Raw genomic sequence first — 19,792 nt, 5'->3', positions numbered from 1 at the left:
GGAGACTCCCATGAACGCAAAAACAACGCGCGGCCTGATCGCCGCCGCACTGCTCGCCGGCCTGGCCAGCACCTCGCAGGCCCACACCGGCCATGGCACCAGCAGTCTTTATGAGGGCCTGGTGCATCCCTTCGGCGCAGACCATCTTCTGGCCATGGTGGCCGTGGGCGTGTGGTCGGTCTCGGCGCTGCCGGCTGGTAAAGCCTGGCAGGGCCCGGTTGTGTTCCTGCTCGCGCTCATCGCCAGCGCCACGCTGGGCATGCTCGGCTTCACCGTGCCCTACCTGGAGCACGGCGTGTCGCTCTCGGTGGTGATGTTCGGCGCAATGCTGCTGCTCGCGCGCCGCGCCACCGTGACGCCTGCCATTGGCCTCGGGCTGATCGCAGCGGCCGCTTCGCTGCATGGCCTGGCGCACGGTTCCGAAACGCCCGAGAGCGGCTTTGCCGGCTACGCGGCGGGCTTCCTGATCACCACGGCGCTGCTGCATGGGGGTGGCGTGGGCATGGGCATGGGTATCAAGCGCTGGCTGGCCGAGCGCAGCGGCGTGGTGCTCGGTGGGCTGGGCGCGCTGCTGAGCGCGGCGGGCCTGTATCTCTTCGGGCAGCTTGCGGCCTGAGCCCACTCATTCCAGGAGGTCATCACTATGTCCGCCACACACCAACACACGCCTCACCACGCCACGGGTGCCGAGCGCGATGCGCTGGAACTGCAGCAGGGCCAGACGATCCGCTCGGTCTATGTGTACGAAGTGCCGGTGCGCCTCTGGCACTGGATCAATGCGCTCGCCATCACGGTGCTGTGCGTCACCGGCTATTTCATCGGTGTGCCGCTGCCTACCATGCCGGGCGAGGCCAGCGCGAACTACCTCATGGGCTACATCCGCTTCGCGCACTTTGCGGCTGGCTACATCATGGCCGTGGGGCTGGTGGGGCGCGCCTACTGGGCGCTCGTGGGCAACCACCACGCCAAGGAACTGTTCTGGGTGCCGGTGTTCCAGAAGGCGTACTGGCTCGAGGTGTTCAACATGTTGCGCTGGTACCTGTTTCTCATCCCGAAGCCGAACCAGTACGTGGGCCACAACCCGCTGGCGCGCTTTGCCATGTTCTTCTTCTACCTGATGCTGTCGATCTTCATGGTCGTGACCGGCTTCGCGTTGTACGGCGAGGGCTCGCAGATGGGCTCGTGGCAGGAGCGGATGTTTGGATGGGTGATCCCGCTGTTTGGTCAGAGTCAGGACGTGCACACCTGGCACCGCATGGGCATGTGGGGCGTGGTGTTGTTCGTCATCCTGCACATCTACGCCGCCATCCGCGAAGACATCATGGGCCGGCAGAGCATTGTGAGCACGATGATTTCCGGCCACCGCACGTTCAAGGAATGACGTGAGCCGCGCAGCCCGCTCCAGGTTCAGGGCGGCACCGGTGCAACCACCGGTGGGAGTGCCGCTGCGCGTGCCCACGCACCCAGGCCGCTTGCTGGCGCGCACCTGCCTGTTGCCGCTCTCGCTGAACCAGAGCGAAGCCGCGCGGCTGCTCGGCATGTCGCGCCGCCGGCTCCACGAGCTGGTGCACGGCCAGCGTGCCATGTCGCCCGACACCGCCATCCGCTGCGCGCGCGTGTTCCGCGTCGACGCCGCGTTCTGGCTGACGCAGCAGGCCGCCTGGGACAGCTTCCACGCCTGGAAGCGGCTGCGTTCCGCCTCTTCCCCTTCCTCATCCTTCTGATCTCCCAGTGAGCCCAGCCATGCGCCCCACCTCGCCCCAAACGACCTGTCACCCCGGTGGTGACACGCCGCCCACTTCCATCTGCGTGCTCGGCATCGGCAACCTGCTGTGGGCCGACGAGGGCTTTGGCGTGCGCTGCGTGGAAGCGCTGCAGCAGCGCCACGCGTTCGCGCCGCATGTGTCGCTGGTGGACGGTGGCACGCAGGGCCTGTACCTGATCCAGCACGTGCAGGAAGCGGACGCGCTGCTGATCTTCGACGCCATCGACTACGGCCTGGCGCCCGGCACGCTGAAGCTGGTGCGCGACGACGCGGTGCCGCGCTTCATGGGCGCGAAGAAGATGAGCCTGCACCAGACCGGCTTCCAGGAAGTGCTGTCGCTCGCGCAGCTCACGGGCAAGTACCCGTCGCGCGTGCTGCTGATCGGTTGCCAGCCGCAGGAGCTGGAAGACTACGGCGGCAGCCTGCGCCCGGTGGTGAAGGCCGCGATGGAAGAAGCGCTGTTGCTCGGCGTGGCCGAGATCGCGCGCTGGGGCGGCCAGCCCGCGCCGCGCTTGGCGCCGTTGAGCAGCCGCGAGACCGTAACCATGGACGAGCTTGCGCTCGCGGCCTACGAAACGCAGCGCCCCGCGCCGGAAGCGGCCTGCCGCGAAGGCGATGATCGCTTCTTCCCCAAAGAGGCGGCCTGACATGTGCATCGGCATTCCCATGCAAGTGACCGCTGTCGAGCCGGGCCATGCGGTGTGCGAAGGGCGCGGTGAACGCCGCCGCGTCAACACCGCACTGGTGGGTGACGTGGCGCCGGGCGACTGGCTGCTGGTGTTTCTGAGTGACGCGCGCGAGTGCATCGACGCCGCTCGCGCCAGCGAAGTCAACGCCACGCTGGATCTGGTGCTGGGCGCCATGCAGGGCGATGTATTGAGTGGCGATGCCGGCTTCGAGCTGCCTTCGCGCATGAGCGCCGAACAACTCCGCCAGCTTGCTGGCCCTTGATTTTCTGGAGACCTTCATGACCATCGAAACCGCTTTCCGCCCGCTGGCCGTCACCCCGCCCAGCACCGACCCCGCCGCGCCGCTGGTGATGCGCCTGGTGCGCGACTTCGGCGCCGCGCTGGTGGACGAAACCAGCGTGGCCGACTGGGCCGCGCTGCCCGGCGACCGCGTGCTGCTGCTCGCAGGCGACGCGGTGCGCTTCCCCGAAGGGCAGGACGTGGCCGCCGTGCTGCCCGAGCTGATGAAGGTGTTCCCCCAGCGCTTCGAAGTGGCCGCCGTGCCGCGCGACAGCGAAGACGCGGTGGCGCGCCGCTACGGCTCGCAGCGCTGGCCTTCGCTCCTCTTCTTCCGCGGCGGCCAGTACGTGACCGCCATCGCCGGCATGCAGGACTGGGACGTGTACCTGCAGGGCGTGGACGCCGCGCTGCGCATGCCGCCCTCACGCCCGCCCACCATCGGCATTCCGGTGGTGAGCAAGACCGCTTCTTCCAGCGACGCCGGCGGTTGCCACTGAACGCCACGCCTTCCCGCACCTTGCAAGGACACACCCCATGAAAGAATTCCCCATTCCCCTCGTGGCCCTGGGCCCCGGCACGCACACCGAGGACGATTCGCTCGACTACATGCCCATGCCGAAAGACATGGACACCTACCGCCCGCCGATGCTGCCCGAGCCCGAGGAACTCGCGGGCCTGGACCAGGCGCGCAACGCGCTGCAGCAGGTGCTGGCGCTGCTCGAGCGCGGCGCCAATGGCGGCGCGCCGGGCATGGTGCCGCTGGGCCGGCTGGCCCCGCGCGACTTCCAGGTCATCAACCAGGTGATGGGCGAGGGCGAGGCCAGTGCCATCGTGCAGCTGAGCGCAGGCAATCTGGAAGTGCGCGTGCAGGAATCGGTATTCGCCGGCGTCTGGCGGCTCATGACCTGGCGGCGCGGCGAGGGCGCAGACGAACCCGTGCTGGTGCCGGTGGACGACGCGATCGAGGTCGGCCCGGTGCCTTCGCTGTTCGCCGCCATCGCCGCCGAGGATGTGTGGGCCGAACAGCCCGTGTGGCGCGGCGAGCTGCCGCCCAACGTGCAGAACGCGCCACTGCTGGTGGACGAGATCCGCGACCAGGTGGCGCAGTGGCGGCCCGGCCAGGTGCCGCACGTGGTCAACCTCACGCTGCTGCCGGTGTCGCCGGAAGACATCGGCTTTCTGGACCACCAGCTCGGCACCGGCCGCGTGCTGATGCTGTCGCGCGGTTACGGCAACTGCCGCATCTCCAACACGCGCTTGCCGAACTGCTGGCGCGTGGTGTACTACAACTCCATGGACAAGGTCATCCTCAACACGGTGGAGGTGGTGGACATGCCCGAGGTGGCGATGGCCGCACCCGAAGACCTACGCGACTCGCACGACCGGCTGCGCGAGGTGATGGCCTGGCTGGAAGGGAGTTGAGCGTGGAACACTTCGAAGGCTTCGAGGGCTCCTACCTCGGCAACCGCGAGGTGCTGCGGCCGGACTCGCGCCTGGAATGCAAGATCTGCTGGTGGGTGTACGACCCCGCCACGGGCGACCCGCAATGGCAGATTCCCGCCGGCACGCCCTTCGCCGATCTGCCCTCGCACTGGCGCTGCCCGAACTGCGATTGCGAACCCGATCAGTTTCTGTTGCTTCCATGAACGCCGCCTTGCAAACCCGCGTGCAGACCCTGGTGGATTTCTACCGCCGGGTGCAGGTCGAGCGCATGCAGGGCATTCCCTTGCTGAACGCGGCGCTGTGCGTGGAAGCGGTGGGCTTCGAATGGGGCGCGGACGCCGAAGAGCCGGTGGCCGAGGGCGTGCTGATCACGCCGTGGTTCATGAGCCTGGTGCGCCTGCCCGCGCCACCGCTGCCGCACGGCAACCAGGTGGGCCGCAGCTTCGTGCGCAACTTCGGCAGCGAGCGTTTCGATTTCATCGGCGCGCACGATCCCGCCATCGGCTACCACGAGACCTGCGCGCTGTTCTCACCCATGGGCGAATTCACCACCCAGGCGCTGGCGCGCGAGACCGCGCAGGAAGCGCTGGCGTTGGCCCGACCCGCGCCGGTGGCCACGCCGGTGCCGGTTGAACCCGTGCCGGCGCGCCGGGCGTTCTTTCTCGGTCGGGGTGCGGGGGTGCGCGCATGAGCGCAGCGGCCATGCCCGGCCTGCAGCAGCTCGCGGGCGCGCTGCGCATCACCCCCGGTGCGCCGCCGCCACTCGGTTTGATGAGCACACGCCAGGACTGGGCCGCGCGCATGGGCCATGGCGTGCCGGCGGCGCGCCTGCCCGGCCTCATGGGCAGCCTGTTCAACCTCTGCAGCCAAGCGCACCGCCTGTGCAGCCAGCTCGCCATCGACGCCGCCGCGCCCGGCCTGTTGCCGCCACAGGAGCGCGTGGCCGAACAGTTGCGCCGCGAGACCGCGATGGAGCACGTGCGCCGCATCGGCCTGGACTGGCCGCGCCTGCTGGCCGATGGCGCCGCGCGCAGCGCACACGCCGCCAGCGCGCTGTCCGCGCTGCGCCACTGGCCTTCGCCCACGCAGGCCCTGCCCGAACCCTGGCCGCCGCTGCGCGAGTGGCTGCAACACACGCTGCTGCAGATGCCCGCCGCCGACTGGCTCGCGGCCTGGCAGGCCGGCGGCCCCGACTGGCTGCACACCTGGAGCCGCCGCCACACTCACCACTGGATGCCCGCGCTGGTGGCCGGCGCGCGCAGCAGCGCCGACGGTTTCGCGCCGCTGTCGCTCGACCACGCGCTGCGCCCGCACGCCGAGCCGCCCGGCCTGCGCATGCTGGGCGCCACGCTCGCGCTCAAGCCGCAGTTCGCGCTGCGCCCGCAGTGGCACGGCGCCTGCGCCCACACCGGCCCGTGGACGCGCCTGGCCGGCGCGGCCGACGACACACCGCTGTCACCCTGGGCGCTGCTGGGCAGCCGCCTGGCAGAGCTGTCGCGCCTTGCGCTCGACGGTGGCGACGCCTGGCTGCACTGGGGCGGGCTTTCCACCGGGCCGAACCGGGGTCTGGCCTGGGTGGAGATGGCGCGCGGCCTGCTGGTGCACCAGGTGGAGGTGGACCCGGTGTCCCAGCGCGTGCTGGCCTGCCGCGTGGTCGCGCCCACCGAATGGAATTTCCACCCGCAGGGCGAGGTGGCCCGGCACGTGGCCCGGCTCGACCCCGCCCTGCCCGAAGCCGCGCTCGCGCGGCGCGTGAACCTGCTGGTGGCCGCGTTCGACCCCTGCGTGCCGTTCGCCATCGAACACCGCGCGTTGCCCCGCGCCCAGGCACAGGAGGCCGGCCATGCATGAAGCCAGCCTGGCCGGCGGCGTGCTCCAGCTGGTGGAAGAGACCGCCGCGCGCGAAGGCTTCACGCGCCTGCTGGCGCTGCGCCTCGAAGCCGGCCAGCTCGCGGGCGTGGACGTGCGCGCGCTGCGCTTCGCGCTGGAGGCGCTGGCGCCCGGCACGCTGCTGGACGGCGCGCGCATCGAGATCGACGAACCGGCCGGCCAGGCCTGGTGCCTGGGCTGCTCGACGACTGTGGCCCTGGCGCAGCGCGGCGACGCCTGCCCGGCCTGCGGCAGCTTCCACCTGCAACCGACCGGCGGCAGCGAATTGCGCGTGCTCGACATGCAAGTGGCCGATGATTGAAATGCCTCACGAGACAGAACAGGAGACTCGACATGTGCGTCGTATGCGGATGCAGTGACAGCGGTGCCACGCACCCACACCCCTCACACCAGCACCACCACGCCCCGGCCACGGAAGCGCCGGTGCAGGTGAACCCGGCCAACGGCGACCTGCACTTCGGCGCGGGCTCGGCCCGCGTGTCGGTGCCGGGCATGAGCCAGGCGCGCGCGATCAAGCTGGAGACCGACATCCTCGGCGCGAACAACCGCGTGGCCGCGCAGAACCGCGCGCACTTCGAGTCGCACGGCGTCACAGCGCTCAACCTCGTCTCGAGCCCGGGCTCGGGCAAGACCACGCTGCTGTGCGCCACCATCGAAGCGCTGAAGGCGCACGCGCCGGGCCTGGCGGTGTCGGTGATCGAAGGCGACCAGCAGACCAGCTTCGACGCCGACCGCATCCGCGCCACCGGCGCACCGGCGATCCAGGTCAACACCGGCAAGGGCTGCCACCTCGACGCGCCCATGGTGTCCGAGGCCTTCGCGCGCCTGCACACGCACGACCACGGTCATGACCACGGCCACCACCACCCTCACGCGCACAGCCTGTTGTTCATCGAGAACGTGGGCAACCTGGTGTGCCCCGCCGTGTGGGACCTGGGCGAGGCCGCGAAGGTGGCGATCCTGTCGGTGACCGAGGGCGAGGACAAGCCGCTGAAGTATCCGGACATGTTCGCCGCCGCCTCGCTCATGGTGCTCAACAAGATCGACCTGCTGCAGCACGTGCGCTTCGACGTGGCGCGCTGCATCGAACTCGCGCGGCGCGTGAACCCGGGCATCGAGGTGATCCAGCTCTCGGCCACCACGGGTGAGGGCATGGACGCATGGCTGCACTGGCTGGACCACCGCATGGGCCACGACCACCACCATCACCACCACGACGAAACCCACGGCAGCGAAACCGCGCTGCGCGAGCGCGTGCGCCAGCTCGAGGCCGAACTCGCCCGCACACGCGAGGCCCTGAGCGCCACCACCGCGGGCTGACACCAGCATCATGGAACGCACCGCCCCTTCCGTGCTCGCCTGCGGCGCCTGGCTGAAGAACGCCGCGTGCCTGCTCGACGCGCGCGGGCAGGCCCACTGGTCGCCAGTGCACGGCGACCTGAGCGACCCGGTGGCCTGCGCCGCACTGGAAGCCTCGGCGAGCGCGCTGCTGGGCCGGCACGGCCAGCCGGTGCAGGCGGTGGCGCACGACCTGCACCCCGATTTCTTCAGCACCCGCTTCGCCGTGGAACTCGCGGACGCGCTGGGCGTGCCCGTCATCGGCGTGCAGCACCACCACGCGCACATCGCGGCGGTGGTGGCTGAACAGGGAATCGAAGGCCCGGTGATCGGTCTCGCGCTGGACGGCGTGGGCCTCGGGGACGACGGCGAAGCCTGGGGCGGCGAACTGTTGCTGGTGGACGGCGCGCGGCTGCGGCGCCTGGGCCACCTGCACCCGCTCGCGCTGCCCGGCGGCGACCGCGCTGCGCGCGAGCCCTGGCGCATGGCCGCGAGCGCGCTGCACGCGCTGGAGCGCGGCGACGAGATCGTGCCGCGCTTCGCCCCAGCGGTGGGCGAGGCCACGGCGAGCGGTGTGCGGCAGATGCTGGACCGCCGCCTGAACAGCCCGCTCACCAGCAGCACCGGCCGCTGGTTCGACGCCGCCGCCGCCGCGCTGGGCCTGAGCGTGCGCCAGACCGACGAGGCCGAGGCCGCGATCGCGCTGGAAGCGGCGGCCAGCCGCTGGCTTGCGCACCACGCGGGCCCCGAGCCGCTGGCCGACGCGCTGGTGGACCTGCTCACCGACACCCTGCCCGATGGCCAGCACCGCCTGGACCTTCGCGGTCTGTTCGCGCGCCTGCTCGACGTGCCCGCGGAGCGCGTGGACGAAGCGGCGGCGGGCTTTCACCTCGCGCTGGCCGACGCGCTGGCGCACTGGGCCACACAGGCCGCGCGCGCACACGGCACACGCACCGTGTGCCTGGGTGGCGGCTGCTTCTTCAACCGTGTGCTGCGCGAGCGCGTGAGCGAACGCCTGCGCGCCGCCGGCCTCGCGGTGCACCTGCCAGGCTCCAGCGGCTGTGGCGATGCCGGTCTCGCCCTCGGCCAGGCCTGGGTCGCGGCGCGCCAGCTCGAAGCCGGCACCGCACACCACAACGACACCCACGAAAAGGAATCTCAACCATGTGCCTAGCCATACCCGCGCGGCTGGTGGAGCTGCGACCCGACGACCAGGCCGTGGTCGACCTCGGTGGCATCCGCAAGGAGATCTCCATCGCCCTGGTCGCCGACGTGCAGGTGGGCGACTACGTGATCGTGCACGTGGGCCACGCCATCGGCACCATCGACCCCGAAGAGGCCGAGCGCACGCTCGCGATGTTCGCGGAGATGGCGCAGCTGAATGAAGACGTGGTGGTGGAGACGATCAAATGAAATACATCGACGAATTCCGCGACGGCGAACTCGCCCAGCAGATCGGCGCGCGCATCGCCGCCGAGGCCGACCCGGCGCGCACCTACAGCTTCATGGAGTTCTGCGGCGGCCACACGCACGCGATCTCGCGCTACGGCGTGATGGAGCTGCTGCCGCCCAACGTGAAGATGGTGCATGGCCCCGGCTGCCCGGTGTGCGTGCTGCCCATCGGCCGCATCGACCAGGCCATCGGCCTCGCGCTCGCGCAGGGCGCCATCGTCTGCACCTATGGCGACACCATGCGCGTGCCGGCTTCGGAAAGCCTTTCATTGATCCGCGCGAAGGCGCGCGGCGGCGACATCCGCATGGTGTATTCCGCCGCCGACGCGCTCACCATCGCGCGGCAGAACCCGCAGCGCGAGGTGGTGTTCTTCGCCATCGGTTTCGAGACCACCACGCCACCCACCGCCCTCACCCTGCAGCTCGCGAAGCGCGAAGGCCTGACCAACTTCAGCGTGCTGTGCTGCCACGTGCTCACGCCCTCGGCCATCACGCACATCCTCGAATCGCCCGAGGTGCGCCAGTACGGCACCGTGCCCATCGACGGCTTCGTCGGCCCCGCGCACGTGAGCATCGTGATCGGCTCCGGCCCCTACGAACACTTCGCCGGGGAATACCGCAAGCCGGTCGTCATCGCGGGGTTCGAACCGCTGGATGTGATGCAGGCCATCCTGATGCTGGTGCGCCAGGTCAACGAAGGCCGCGCGCAGGTGGAGAACCAGTTCCGCCGCGCCGTCACCTCCGAAGGCAACCTGAAGGCGCAGGCCGTGGTGTCCGAGGTGTTCGAGCTGCGGCCCAGCTTCGAATGGCGCGGCCTGGGCGAGGTGCCGTACAGCGCGCTGAAGATTCGCGAGGCCTACGCGGCCTTCGACGCCGAGCGCCGCTTTGCGCTCGACTACAAGCCGGTGGCCGACAACAAGGCCTGCGAGTGCGGCGCGATCCTGCGCGGCGTGAAGCGGCCGACCGACTGCAAGATCTTCGGCACCGTGTGCACGCCCGAGAACCCGGTGGGCTCGTGCATGGTGTCGAGCGAAGGCGCCTGCGCGGCGCACTACACCTACGGGCGCTTCCGCGACATTCCGGTCGTGGCCGCCACCGAGGAGGCCACACCATGAGAGCCGACATCGACCAGACCGCCAGCGGCGAGGCCCCGGCGCCGAAGCCGGTGAAGAAGAACTACACCCGACCGCTCGACATCAAACACGGCCGCGTGGACATGGGCCACGGCGCGGGCGGCAAGGCGGCGGCGCAGCTGATCGAGGAACTGTTCCTCGCCGCCTTCGACAACCCTTACCTGCGCCAGGGCGACGACGGCGCGCGCCTGCCGCTGCCCGCGTTCCCGAACGGCCAGGGCCGGCTGGTGATGGCCACCGACGGCCACGTGGTCTCGCCGCTGTTCTTTCCCGGCGGCGACGTGGGTTGCCTGTCGGTGCACGGCACGGTGAACGACGTGGCCATGTCCGGCGCCACGCCGCTGTGGCTGAGCGCGAGCTTCATCCTGGAAGAAGGTTTTCCGCTGGCCGAGCTGCAGCGCATCGTGCGTTCCATGGCGGCGGCCGCGCGCGCCGCCGGCGTGCCCATCGTCACCGGCGACACCAAGGTGGTGGAGAAGGGCAAGGGCGACGGCGTGTTCATCAGCACCACCGGCATCGGCGTGGTGCCGCCGGGCGTGGACATCGCCGGGCGCAACGCGCGCGCGGGCGACGTGCTGCTGCTCTCCGGCACCATCGGCGACCACGGCGTGGCGGTGCTCTCGCAGCGCGAGTCGCTCGCGTTCGAGACCACCATTGAAAGCGACACCGCCGCGCTGCACACGCTGGTGGCCGCCATGCTGCACGCCGCGCCGGGCGCGGTGCGCGTGCTGCGCGACCCCACGCGCGGCGGGCTGGCCACCACGCTGAACGAGATCGCGCGCCAGTCCGGCGTGGGCATGCTGCTGCAGGAGGCCGCCATTCCGGTGCGCGCCCAGGTGGACGCGGCCTGCGAACTGCTCGGCCTGGACCCGCTGTACGTGGCCAACGAAGGCAAGCTGGTCGCGGTGTGTGCGCCCGAGGCGGCCGACGCGGTGCTGGCCGCCATGCGCGCCCATCCACTGGGCGCCGAGGCCGCGCGCATCGGCGAGGTCACCACCGACCCGCACCACTTCGTGCAGATGGCCACGCGTTTCGGCGGGCGGCGCGTGGTCGACTGGCTCAGCGGTGAACAGCTTCCCAGGATATGTTGACCCCCCTGCGTCGCCTTCGGCGCCTCCCCCCGAGGGGGCGACAACTTGGGCCGGCGAAGCCGGACCCTCGTTGTCTCTGGATGAAAGCACTTCGCGCCGGAAGGAGTTGATGGTGTCTTCTCAGGTGTTCCAGAAAACCGCGCGCGGACGGGCCGAGATCGTGCAGCGCTCGGAGCGCGTGCCGGCCGCCATGCGCTCGGTGCTGATCATGGTGAACGGCAGCGACACGGTGCGCGCGCTGGCCGAGCGCGGTGTGCCGCAGGTGCGCGAACACATGCAGGCGCTGCTGGCGCTGGGGCTGATCGAACCGGTGGCACCGCCGGCCGCACCGTCACCACCGCCGCCTTCGCCCCCAACCGAGCTGGAACGCGAGCTGCCGGCGCCGGTGCACGAAGCGCTGTGCCGCCAGGCCCTGGCGCGGCTGGCGGCGCATTTCGGCGTGGACACGCCCGAGGTGGTGCAGCCCCTGCGCGCCGCGCGCACGGTGACTTCGTTCAACACCGCGCTGGACCACATCGAAACGCGGCTCTCGGCCCACATGGGCCGCAAGCACGCCGCGCGCGAGCTGCAGGGCCTGCGGCCACCCACATGAGCGCAGCACCCGGCGGCCTGCGCATCCTGTTGCTGTGCCACAGCTTCAACAGCCTCACGCAGCGCCTGTTCGCCGAGCTGCGCGCGCGCGGCCACACGGTGAGCGTGGAACTCGACATCAACGACCGCGTGACCGAAGAGGCCGTGGCGCTGTTCCGGCCCGACCTGCTGCTCGCGCCCTTTCTCAAGCGCCGCATACCGGCCAGCGTGTGGCAGGCGCTCACCTGCCTGGTGGTGCACCCCGGCCCACCGGGCGACCAGGGGCCGAGCGCGCTGGACTGGGCGGTGCTGCGCGGCGAGCGCACATGGGGCGTGACGGTGCTGCAGGCCAACGCCGATTTCGACGCCGGCCCGGTGTGGGCGCACGCGGCGTTTGCCATGCGCGAAGCTAGCAAGGGCAGCCTGTACCGCCGCGAGGTCACGCAGGCCGCGCTGCAGGCCACGCTCGCCGCCGTGCAGCGTTTCGGGAACGGCGAGCGCCATGGCGATGCACCACCACCCGCGCAATGGCGGCCCGCGATGCGGCAGGCCGACCGCGCCATCGACTGGGCGCGGCACGGCACCGCCGAGGTGCTGGCGCGGCTGCGCTGCGCCGACGGCCAGCCCGGCGTGCTCGATGCGCTCTGGGGCCACGCCTGCCACCTGGGCGACGGCCACGCCGCTTCTGCCGCCACGATGGCGGCTTTCGCGCACGCCGCGCCGGGTGAGGTGCTGGCGGTGCGCGATGGCGCGCTGCTGCGCCGCACGCGCGATGGCGGCGTGTGGATCGGCCAGGCGCGCCGCGTGGCCGACGGCGCACCCGGCTTCAAGCAGGCCGCGGCCGACGCCTTCGCCACCGAGGCCCTCGCCCTGCGCCGCCTGCCCGTGCCGCTGCAACGCGCCGACGACGAGTGGAGCGAGCTGCGCTACACCGAACACGGCCCCGACGGCGCGCGCGTGGGTTGCCTGCGCTTCGACTTCCACAACGGTGCGATGTCCATCGCGCGCTGCGAGCGCCTGCGCGACGCGCTGCTCGAACTGCGAGAGCGGCCGGTGCGCGTGCTCATGCTGCTGGGGGGTGAAGACTTCTTCAGCAACGGCATCGACCTCAACGCCATCGAGGCGGCCGCGCACCGGCCCGGCGACAGCGCGGCCGACGCCTCGTGGCGCCACATCCAGGCGATGAACGACGCGGCGCTCGCCGTGATCGAGACGCCGGACCGCCTCACCGTGAGCGTGCTGCGCGGCAACGCGGGCGCGGGCGGTGCCTTCCTGGCGCTGGCGGCGGACGAGGTGTGGGCGCACGGTGGCGTGGTGCTCAACCCGCACTACAAGAACATGGGCAACCTCTACGGCTCCGAGTACTGGACCTACCTGCTGCCGCGCCGCCTGAGTGAGGCCGGCGCGAAGGCGCTGATGGCGCAGCGCCTGCCGCTGCTGGCGCGCGAGGCCGCGGCGATGGGCCTGATCGACCACTGCGACGATGGGGCACGCGAGGGCTTCGAAACGCGCTGCCTGGAACGCGCGCTGGCGCTCGCGGCCTCCTACAATCTGCCGCAGAGGCTGGCGGCCCGCCAGGCCACCCGCGAGCGCGATGAAAACCTTCGCCCGCTGGCCCACCACCGCGAACAGGAACTCGCGCGCATGCACCGCAATTTCTACGGCTTCGATCCCAGCTACCACGTCGCGCGCCACCACTTCGTGCACAAGGTGCCGCACGCCTGGACGCCGCGCCACCTGGCCTTGCACCGATGAACGCGCCATTGCCCATCGACGCCCTGCCCACCGTGCTGGTGGTGGACGACGAGGTGCGCTCGCAGGACGCGATGCGCCGCACGCTGGACGAGGACTTCACCGTGTTCACCGCCAGCAGCGCCGACGAGGCGCGCGGCCTGCTGGAGCGCCAGCCGGTGAGTGTGATCCTGTGCGACCAGCGCATGCCGGGCATCACCGGCGTGGCCTTCCTCAAGGAAGTGCGCGAGCGCTGGCCCGAGGCGGTGCGCATCGTGATCTCGGGCTACACCGACAGCGAGGACATCATTGCCGGCATCAACGAGGCCGGCATCTACCAGTACATCCTCAAGCCCTGGGCGCCCGACCACCTGCTGGACTCGGTGCGCAACGCGGTGGAGGCGCAGTCGCTGCAGCGCCAGACCAGCCGGCTCGACCTGGAGCTGCGCACCAGCACCGGCGTGCTGCGCCAGCGCACCGCCACGCAGATCGACCGCGCGCGCGCCAGCTTCGGTTTCGACCGCATCGTGCGCGCGCCGGGCAGCCCGCTGGACGCCGTGTGCGCGATGTCGCAGCGCGTGGCGCGCTACGACATCGCGGTGCTCGTGCTCGGCGAGTCGGGCACCGGCAAGGAATTGCTGGCGCGCGCGGTGCACTACGCCTCGCCGCGCCTGACCGGCCCCTTCGTGGTGGAGAACTGCGCGGCCATTCCCGACACGCTGCTCGAGTCCGAACTGTTCGGCCACAAGCGCGGCGCCTTCACCGGCGCCTACGAAGACCACCCCGGCCTGTTCCAGCGCGCGCACGGCGGCACCGTGTTCCTCGACGAGATCGGCGAGACCTCGCCCGCGTTCCAGGTGAAGCTGCTGCGCGTGCTGCAGGAAGGCGAGGTGCGGCCCGTGGGCGGCGCGCGCCCGATGCCGGTGGACGTGCGCGTGATCGCCGCCACCCACCGCGACCTGGAGCAGCGCGTGCGCGACGGCCTGTTCCGCGAAGACCTGTACTACCGGCTGGCGGGCGTCACGCTCACCGTGCCGCCGCTGCGCGAGCGCGCGGCCGACATCGCGCCCATCGCGCACCAGCTGGTGCAGGACGTGGCAAACGAGCTGGGCCACCCCGGCGCCTCGCTGCCCGACGCCACGCTGGCCTGCCTGCTCGCCTACCCCTGGCCCGGCAACATCCGCGAGCTGCGCAACGAGATCGCGCGCGCGCTCGCGCTGCAGGACGGGCGCGAGCTGGAAGCCGCGTCGTTCTCGGCGCGCGTGCTGCAAGGCCACGGCAAGGGCGGCGAAGACCTGCAGGCCGCCCTGCCCACCAGCGGCACGCTGGCCGAGCGGCTGGACGTGATCGAGGCGATGGTGCTGCGCGAGACCCTGCAGCGCCACCGCTGGAACAAGACCCGCGTGGCGCAGGAACTCGGCCTCTCGCGCGTGGGCCTGCGCGGCAAGATGCAACGCCTGGGACTGGAGAAGTGACATGGCACTGAACGATACGGCGCCGGGCCGCCCCAAGCCGGATCAGCCCCCTCGGGGGGCAGCGACCCGCGCAGCGGTGGAGCGTGGGGGCTTGAACGTTCTTTGGCTTCAGAGCGGTGGGTGCGGCGGCTGCAGCATGTCGCTGCTGTGCGCGGACACGACCGACTTTCAGGGCCACCTGCGCGACGCAGGCATCCACCTGCTCTGGCATCCCTCGCTGTCGATGGAGAGCGGCGACGAACTGCTGGACCTGCTCGACGCGGTGCTCGACGGCCGCACGCGGCTGGACGCGCTGTGCGTAGAAGGTTCGCTGCTGCGCGGCCCGAACGGCACCGGCCGTTTCCACATGCTGGCCGGCACGCAGCTGCCGATGATCGACTGGGTGCGCCGGCTCAGCGCGCGCGCGAAACACGTGGTGGCCGTGGGCAGCTGCGCGGCCTGGGGCGGCATAACCGCCGGTGGCGACAACCCCACCGACGCGTGCGGTCTGCAATACGAAGACGACGAAGCGGGTGGCCTGCTCGGCGCGGCTTTCCGCTCGGCCAGTGGCCTGCCAGTGATCAATGTGGCCGGATGCCCGACGCACCCGAGCTGGGTGATCGACACACTGATGGCGCTGGCCGCCGACAGCTTCGGCGCAGACGACCTCGACCCGCTCAACCGCCCGCGCTTCTACGCCGACCAGCTGGTGCACCACGGCTGCACGCGCAACGAGTACTACGAGTTCAAGGCGAGTGCAGAGAAGCCGTCCGACCTCGGCTGCATGATGGAACACATGGGTTGCAAGGGCACGCAGGTGCACGCCGACTGCAACACGCGGCTGTGGAACGGCGAAGGCTCGTGCACCCGCGGCGGCTATGCCTGCATCGCCTGTACCGAACCGGGCTTCCAGGAACCCGGCCACCCGTTCCACGAAACGCCCAAGCTCGCCGGCATTCCCATCGGCCTGCCCACCGACATGCCCAAGGCCTGGTTCGTGGCGCTGGCGTCGCTCTCCAAGAGCGCCACGCCGAAGCGCGTGAAGCACAACGCGGTGGCCGACCACCTCGTCGTCAAGCCGGCTGTGCGGAAGACACGCTTGAAATGACACGTCTGCTCGTTGGCCCCTTCAACCGCGTCGAAGGCGATCTGGAAGTCCAGCTCGACGTGCAGGGCGACCGCGTGGCCTCGGCGCAGGTCAACGCCACCATGTACCGCGGCTTCGAGCAGATCCTGCAGGGCAAGGCGCCGCACGATGCGCTGGTGTACGTGCCACGCATCTGTGGCATCTGCTCGGTGTCGCAGTCGGTGGCTTCGGCGCGCGCGCTGGCGCACCTGGGTGGCATCGCCATGCCGGCCAACGGGCAGCACGCGAGCAACGTGATCCTGGCGACCGAGAACCTGGCCGACCACCTCACGCACTTCTACCTGTTCTTCATGCCCGACTTTGCGCGCCCGGTGTACGCCGGCCACGGCTGGCATGCCGAGGCGGTGCGCCGTTTTGCGCCTAACCGCGGTGAGCAGGTGCGCGCGGCCACCGCGGCGCGCCAGCGCTGGTTCACTTTGCTGGGCACGCTGGGTGGCAAGTGGCCGCACACGCAGTCCATCGAACCCGGTGGCAGCACGCGCCCCATCGACGCCGCCGAGCGCGTGCGGCTGCTCTCGCGTGTGCGCGAGTTCCGCTCATTCCTGGAACGCCAGCTGTTTGCCGCGCCACTGGAAGCCATCAACAGCATCGACAGCGAAGACGCGCTGTGGACTTGGCACGCACAAGCTCCGCTGAGCGGCGACCTCCGTTTCTTCCTCACGCTGGTGCGGGAGCTGCAGTTGCACACGCTCGGCCCCGGGCCGGGTCGCTACCTGAGCTACGGCGCCTATGCCCAGCCCGATGGAGGCTGGGCTCTGCCCGGTGGCGTGTGGCGCGCCGATATGGCGCGGCTCGACGCGGTGGACGCCAGCGCCATCACCGAAGACGCCACACACGCGTGGCTGGCCGACGGCAGCGGCCCGTTGCACCCGCTGCAGGGCCAGACCCGGCCCGACCCCGACAAGGCGCGCGGCTACACCTGGAACAAGGCGCCGCGTCTTGGTGGCGAAGTGATCGAGACCGGTGCCATCGCGCGCCAGCTCGCCGCCGGCCACCCCCTAGTGCGCGATGCGGTGGTGCGCTGTGGCGGTAACGTCTATACCCGCGTGCTCGCGCGTGTTCTGGAGCTCGCGCGCGTGGTCCCCATGATGGAAGACTGGCTCGGCGCTCTGCGCCCGACAGAGCCTTTCTGCGTGCCGTCCGAGTTGCCCGACGAGGGCAGTGGCGTCGGCCTGTCGGAAGCCGCGCGCGGCAGCCTGGGGCACTGGGTGGTCCTGAGGAACGGGCGCATCGCCAACTACCAGATCGTGGCGCCCACCAGCTGGAACTTCTCGCCACGAGACGCCGCCGGCATACCGGGCGCACTCGAACAGGCGCTGGTGAACGCGCCGGTGCGCGAAGGCGAGAAGACACCGGTGGCTGTGCAGCACATCGTTCGCTCGTTCGACCCGTGCATGGTCTGCACCGTCCACTGACGATGAACAAGCCGCGCCCGCCCAGTCTGCCGCTTCCCACCGGCCCGATGGATGGTGTGGACGAATCCACCTGGATGGACGTCATCCAGAAGATGGACGAGGTCTACACCCGGCTGATCGACGATGAGGTCGAACTTGAGAAGAAGAACGCCGAGCTGGAGCAGTCGCAACAGTTCATCTTCAGCGTGCTCACCTCCATGTCCGACGTGCTGGTGGTCTGCGACGACAGCGGCGTGATCGAGCAGGCCAACGCCGCGCTCTGCGAGCTGACCGGGCGCCCCGAGGAGCAGCTGCGCGGCACGCCGCTCTACGGCCTGCTGGCCGACGCTCAGAGCCAGGAGCTGGCGCGTGCGGCGATGGAAAAGGCCGACGCACCGCGTGCAGGCGAGGGCATCGAACTCAACCTGCTGGACCGGCAAGGCCAGGCCGTCTCGGTGGATGCGAACTGCACACCGCGCATCGGCGAGCGGGGCCGTCGCGTCGGCACGGTGTGGGTGGGTCGTCCGACGGCCGAGCTCAAGCGCGCGTACCACGAGATGCGCGCCGCGCACGAGGCCTTGAAGCGCACGCAGCAGCAGCTGCTGCACTCCGAGAAGATGGCCTCGCTCGGCCAGCTGGTAGCTGGCGTGGCACACGAGCTCAACAACCCGATCAGCTTCGTGCTGGGCAACGTGCACGCGCTCAGCAAGTACAGCGACCGACTGCGCACCTACCTCGCTGCGATGCATGCTCACGAGCCGCCGGCCGTGCTGGATGAGATGCGACGCAAGCTGCGAATCGAGCACCTGCTGGCCGATCTGCCCTCGCTGATTGAGGGCACGCTGGAAGGCGCGCAGCGCACAGCCGACATCGTGCATGGCCTCAAACGCTTCTCGGCGATGGATTCAGAGGAGCGCAAACCGGTCAACCTGGTGGACGTGATCGAGCGCGCCGTGCACTGGGTGCAGAAGGGGCTTTCGACGCCCATCGATGTGCAATGGGCCGGCGGCGCACCCTGCACCGTGATGGGCAGCGCCGGCCAGTTGCAGCAGGTGATGATGAACCTGCTGCAGAACGGCTTTGACGCCGTGGGCCAGCACGCGGCACCGCGCATCTGGGTGAGCATCGACCAGGCCGATGGCATGGCACGCGTGGTGCTGCGCGACAACGGCCCGGGCATTCCGCCCGAGCACCTGCTGCGCATCTTCGATCCCTTCTTCACCACCAAACCGGTGGGCAAGGGCACGGGCCTGGGCCTGTCGATCAGCTACGGCATCGTGGAGCAGCACGGCGGACGGCTGAGCGCCCGCAACGCGGAATCCGATGCCGAGCGTGGCGGTGCCGAGTTTGTGCTGGAGCTGCCGCTGGCACCTCAGGCGTAGCTGTCGGCCATTGCGTCCAGCGGCACGGGTTTCATCTTTCCTGCCTGTCCCGCGCTGCCAAACGCTTCGAAGCGTTCTCGGCACACGCCGCGCGCGGCCTTCTTGGCGGCCAGCAGCGCCTTGCGCGGATCGAACTCGCTGCGTTCCTTCGCGAAGGTCTGGCGCATGGCGCCGGTCATGGCCAGGCGGATATCGGTGTCGATGTTCACCTTGCGCACGCCGTTCTGGATGCCACGCCGGATCTCTTCCACCGGCACGCCGTAGGTTTCCTTGATGTCGCCACCGTGCTCGCGGATGATGGCCAGCCACTCCTGCGGCACGCTGGAGCTGCCGTGCATCACCAAATGCGTGTTCGGCACCTTGGCGTGGATGGCTGCAATGCGGTCGATGGCGAGAATGTCGCCGGTGGGCTGGCGCGTGAACTTGTAGGCGCCGTGACTGGTGCCGATGGCGATCGCCAGTGCGTCCACGCCGGTGCGGCGCACGAAGTCCTCGGCCTGGTCGGGATCGGTCAGCATCATGTCGTGCGTAAGTTTGCCCACCGCGCCCACGCCGTCTTCTTCACCCGCCTCGCCGGTTTCCAGCGAACCCAGGCAACCGAGTTCACCCTCCACCGACACGCCCACGGCATGCGCCATGTCGCAGACGCGGCGTGTCACCGCGAGGTTGTAGTCGTAGGTGGCCGGCGTCTTGCCGTCCTCGCGCAGCGAGCCGTCCATCATCACGCTGGTGAAGCCGGAGCGGATCGACTGCATGCACACCGCCGGCGTGGCGCCGTGGTCCTGGTGCAGCACCACGGGCAGGTCGGGGTGGGCCTCCACCGCCGCCAGCACCATGTGGCGCAGGTAGGCCTCGCCCGCGTACTTGCGCGCGCCGGCCGAGGCCTGCAGGATCACCGGGCTGTCGGTCTCCTGCGCGGCTTCCATGATGGCGAGGATCTGTTCAAGGTTGTTGACGTTGAAGGCGGGCACGCCGTAGCCATGTTCGGCTGCGTGATCGAGCACCTGTCGGAGGGAAACGAGCGCCATGGGAAT

The 19,792-nt window shown here is 70.3% G+C and carries 23 protein-coding genes; 22 read left to right on the top strand and 1 reads right to left on the bottom strand.

Features of this window, described 5'->3' with window-relative positions; genetic code table 11:
- The first annotated feature begins 10 nt into the window (after positions 1–10).
- The 22 genes from K225_RS0113835 to K225_RS0113730 all read left to right on the top strand — a co-directional run bounded on the left by K225_RS0113835 (position 11) and on the right by K225_RS0113730 (position 18,758).
- Positions 11–616, top strand: coding sequence for a HupE/UreJ family protein (locus K225_RS0113835; protein WP_026436974.1), 606 nt, complete (start codon positions 11–13; stop codon positions 614–616).
- A gap of 27 nt (positions 617–643) precedes the next feature.
- Positions 644–1,381, top strand: coding sequence for a Ni/Fe-hydrogenase, b-type cytochrome subunit (gene cybH / locus K225_RS0113830; RefSeq protein ID WP_026436973.1), 738 nt, complete (start codon positions 644–646; stop codon positions 1,379–1,381).
- 1 nt (position 1,382) lies between these two features.
- Positions 1,383–1,724 (top strand): HigA family addiction module antitoxin, encoded by a 342-nt coding sequence (locus K225_RS20830; protein ID WP_233250309.1) that lies wholly within the window; start codon positions 1,383–1,385, stop codon positions 1,722–1,724.
- A 19-nt stretch (positions 1,725–1,743) separates the two neighbouring features.
- Positions 1,744–2,412, top strand: coding sequence for a HyaD/HybD family hydrogenase maturation endopeptidase (locus K225_RS0113820; protein WP_026436971.1), 669 nt, complete (start codon positions 1,744–1,746; stop codon positions 2,410–2,412).
- A 1-nt stretch (position 2,413) separates the two neighbouring features.
- Positions 2,414–2,716 (top strand): HypC/HybG/HupF family hydrogenase formation chaperone, encoded by a 303-nt coding sequence (locus K225_RS0113815; RefSeq protein WP_026436970.1) that lies wholly within the window; start codon positions 2,414–2,416, stop codon positions 2,714–2,716.
- Between the two features lie 16 nt (positions 2,717–2,732).
- Complete coding sequence (locus tag K225_RS0113810; RefSeq protein WP_026436969.1) at positions 2,733–3,230, top strand: hydrogenase; 498 nt, start codon at positions 2,733–2,735, stop codon at positions 3,228–3,230.
- 37 nt (positions 3,231–3,267) lie between these two features.
- On the top strand, positions 3,268–4,155 hold the full coding sequence (locus K225_RS0113805; protein WP_026436968.1) for a hydrogenase expression/formation protein: 888 nt from the start codon (positions 3,268–3,270) through the stop codon (positions 4,153–4,155).
- A 2-nt stretch (positions 4,156–4,157) separates the two neighbouring features.
- Complete coding sequence (locus K225_RS0113800) at positions 4,158–4,379, top strand: rubredoxin (protein ID WP_369794863.1); 222 nt, start codon at positions 4,158–4,160, stop codon at positions 4,377–4,379.
- Positions 4,376–4,867 (top strand): [NiFe]-hydrogenase assembly chaperone HybE, encoded by a 492-nt coding sequence (gene hybE, locus K225_RS0113795; RefSeq protein ID WP_051248958.1) that lies wholly within the window; start codon positions 4,376–4,378, stop codon positions 4,865–4,867. The genes K225_RS0113800 and hybE overlap by 4 nt, the downstream gene beginning before the upstream one ends.
- Positions 4,864–6,027: a hypothetical protein gene (locus K225_RS20825; protein WP_051248954.1), complete on the top strand. Its 1,164-nt coding sequence runs from the start codon at positions 4,864–4,866 to the stop codon at positions 6,025–6,027. The genes hybE and K225_RS20825 overlap by 4 nt, the downstream gene beginning before the upstream one ends.
- Positions 6,020–6,367, top strand: coding sequence for a hydrogenase maturation nickel metallochaperone HypA (locus tag K225_RS0113785; protein WP_026436965.1), 348 nt, complete (start codon positions 6,020–6,022; stop codon positions 6,365–6,367). Before K225_RS20825 ends, K225_RS0113785 begins: the two co-directional genes overlap by 8 nt.
- A 32-nt stretch (positions 6,368–6,399) precedes the next feature.
- A complete protein-coding gene (gene hypB / locus K225_RS0113780; RefSeq protein ID WP_026436964.1) occupies positions 6,400–7,386 on the top strand; it encodes a hydrogenase nickel incorporation protein HypB in 987 nt (328 codons plus the stop codon).
- Between the two features lie 10 nt (positions 7,387–7,396).
- Positions 7,397–8,578, top strand: coding sequence for a hypothetical protein (locus K225_RS0113775; RefSeq protein WP_026436963.1), 1,182 nt, complete (start codon positions 7,397–7,399; stop codon positions 8,576–8,578).
- Positions 8,569–8,817 (top strand): HypC/HybG/HupF family hydrogenase formation chaperone, encoded by a 249-nt coding sequence (locus K225_RS0113770; RefSeq protein ID WP_026436962.1) that lies wholly within the window; start codon positions 8,569–8,571, stop codon positions 8,815–8,817. Before K225_RS0113775 ends, K225_RS0113770 begins: the two co-directional genes overlap by 10 nt.
- Positions 8,814–9,971: a hydrogenase formation protein HypD gene (hypD, locus tag K225_RS0113765; protein ID WP_026436961.1), complete on the top strand. Its 1,158-nt coding sequence runs from the start codon at positions 8,814–8,816 to the stop codon at positions 9,969–9,971. Before K225_RS0113770 ends, hypD begins: the two co-directional genes overlap by 4 nt.
- A complete protein-coding gene (gene hypE / locus K225_RS0113760; RefSeq protein WP_051248951.1) occupies positions 9,968–11,080 on the top strand; it encodes a hydrogenase expression/formation protein HypE in 1,113 nt (370 codons plus the stop codon). Before hypD ends, hypE begins: the two co-directional genes overlap by 4 nt.
- Positions 11,081–11,189: 109 nt before the next feature.
- Positions 11,190–11,672, top strand: a complete 483-nt coding sequence (locus tag K225_RS0113755; protein ID WP_034712729.1) for a hypothetical protein — start codon at positions 11,190–11,192, stop codon at positions 11,670–11,672.
- The gene (locus K225_RS0113750; RefSeq protein ID WP_034712726.1) at positions 11,669–13,405 is read left to right on the top strand and encodes an enoyl-CoA hydratase-related protein; all 1,737 of its coding nucleotides are present in this window, start codon (positions 11,669–11,671) and stop codon (positions 13,403–13,405) included. Before K225_RS0113755 ends, K225_RS0113750 begins: the two co-directional genes overlap by 4 nt.
- A complete protein-coding gene (locus K225_RS0113745; RefSeq protein WP_026436957.1) occupies positions 13,402–14,856 on the top strand; it encodes a sigma-54 dependent transcriptional regulator in 1,455 nt (484 codons plus the stop codon). Before K225_RS0113750 ends, K225_RS0113745 begins: the two co-directional genes overlap by 4 nt.
- Position 14,857: 1 nt before the next feature.
- Positions 14,858–15,943, top strand: coding sequence for a HupU protein (locus K225_RS0113740; RefSeq protein ID WP_182119114.1), 1,086 nt, complete (start codon positions 14,858–14,860; stop codon positions 15,941–15,943).
- On the top strand, positions 15,940–17,397 hold the full coding sequence (locus tag K225_RS0113735) for a nickel-dependent hydrogenase large subunit (protein WP_026436955.1): 1,458 nt from the start codon (positions 15,940–15,942) through the stop codon (positions 17,395–17,397). Before K225_RS0113740 ends, K225_RS0113735 begins: the two co-directional genes overlap by 4 nt.
- Before the next feature lie 2 nt (positions 17,398–17,399).
- Complete coding sequence (locus K225_RS0113730) at positions 17,400–18,758, top strand: sensor histidine kinase (protein ID WP_051248948.1); 1,359 nt, start codon at positions 17,400–17,402, stop codon at positions 18,756–18,758.
- Here the strand turns inward: K225_RS0113730 and fba are convergent.
- Positions 18,749–19,786: a class II fructose-bisphosphate aldolase gene (fba, locus tag K225_RS0113725; protein WP_026436953.1), complete on the bottom strand. Its 1,038-nt coding sequence runs from the start codon at positions 19,784–19,786 to the stop codon at positions 18,749–18,751. The two genes, K225_RS0113730 and fba, sit on opposite strands and share 10 nt — an antisense overlap.
- Positions 19,787–19,792 lie beyond the last annotated feature (6 nt).

The sequence above is a fragment of the Acidovorax sp. JHL-9 genome (assembly GCF_000426205.1).
GTDB lineage: Bacteria > Pseudomonadota > Gammaproteobacteria > Burkholderiales > Burkholderiaceae_C > Acidovorax > Acidovorax soli.
Note: the sequence above shows the minus strand (reverse complement) of the source record. Positions and strands in the feature narration are given on the sequence as shown.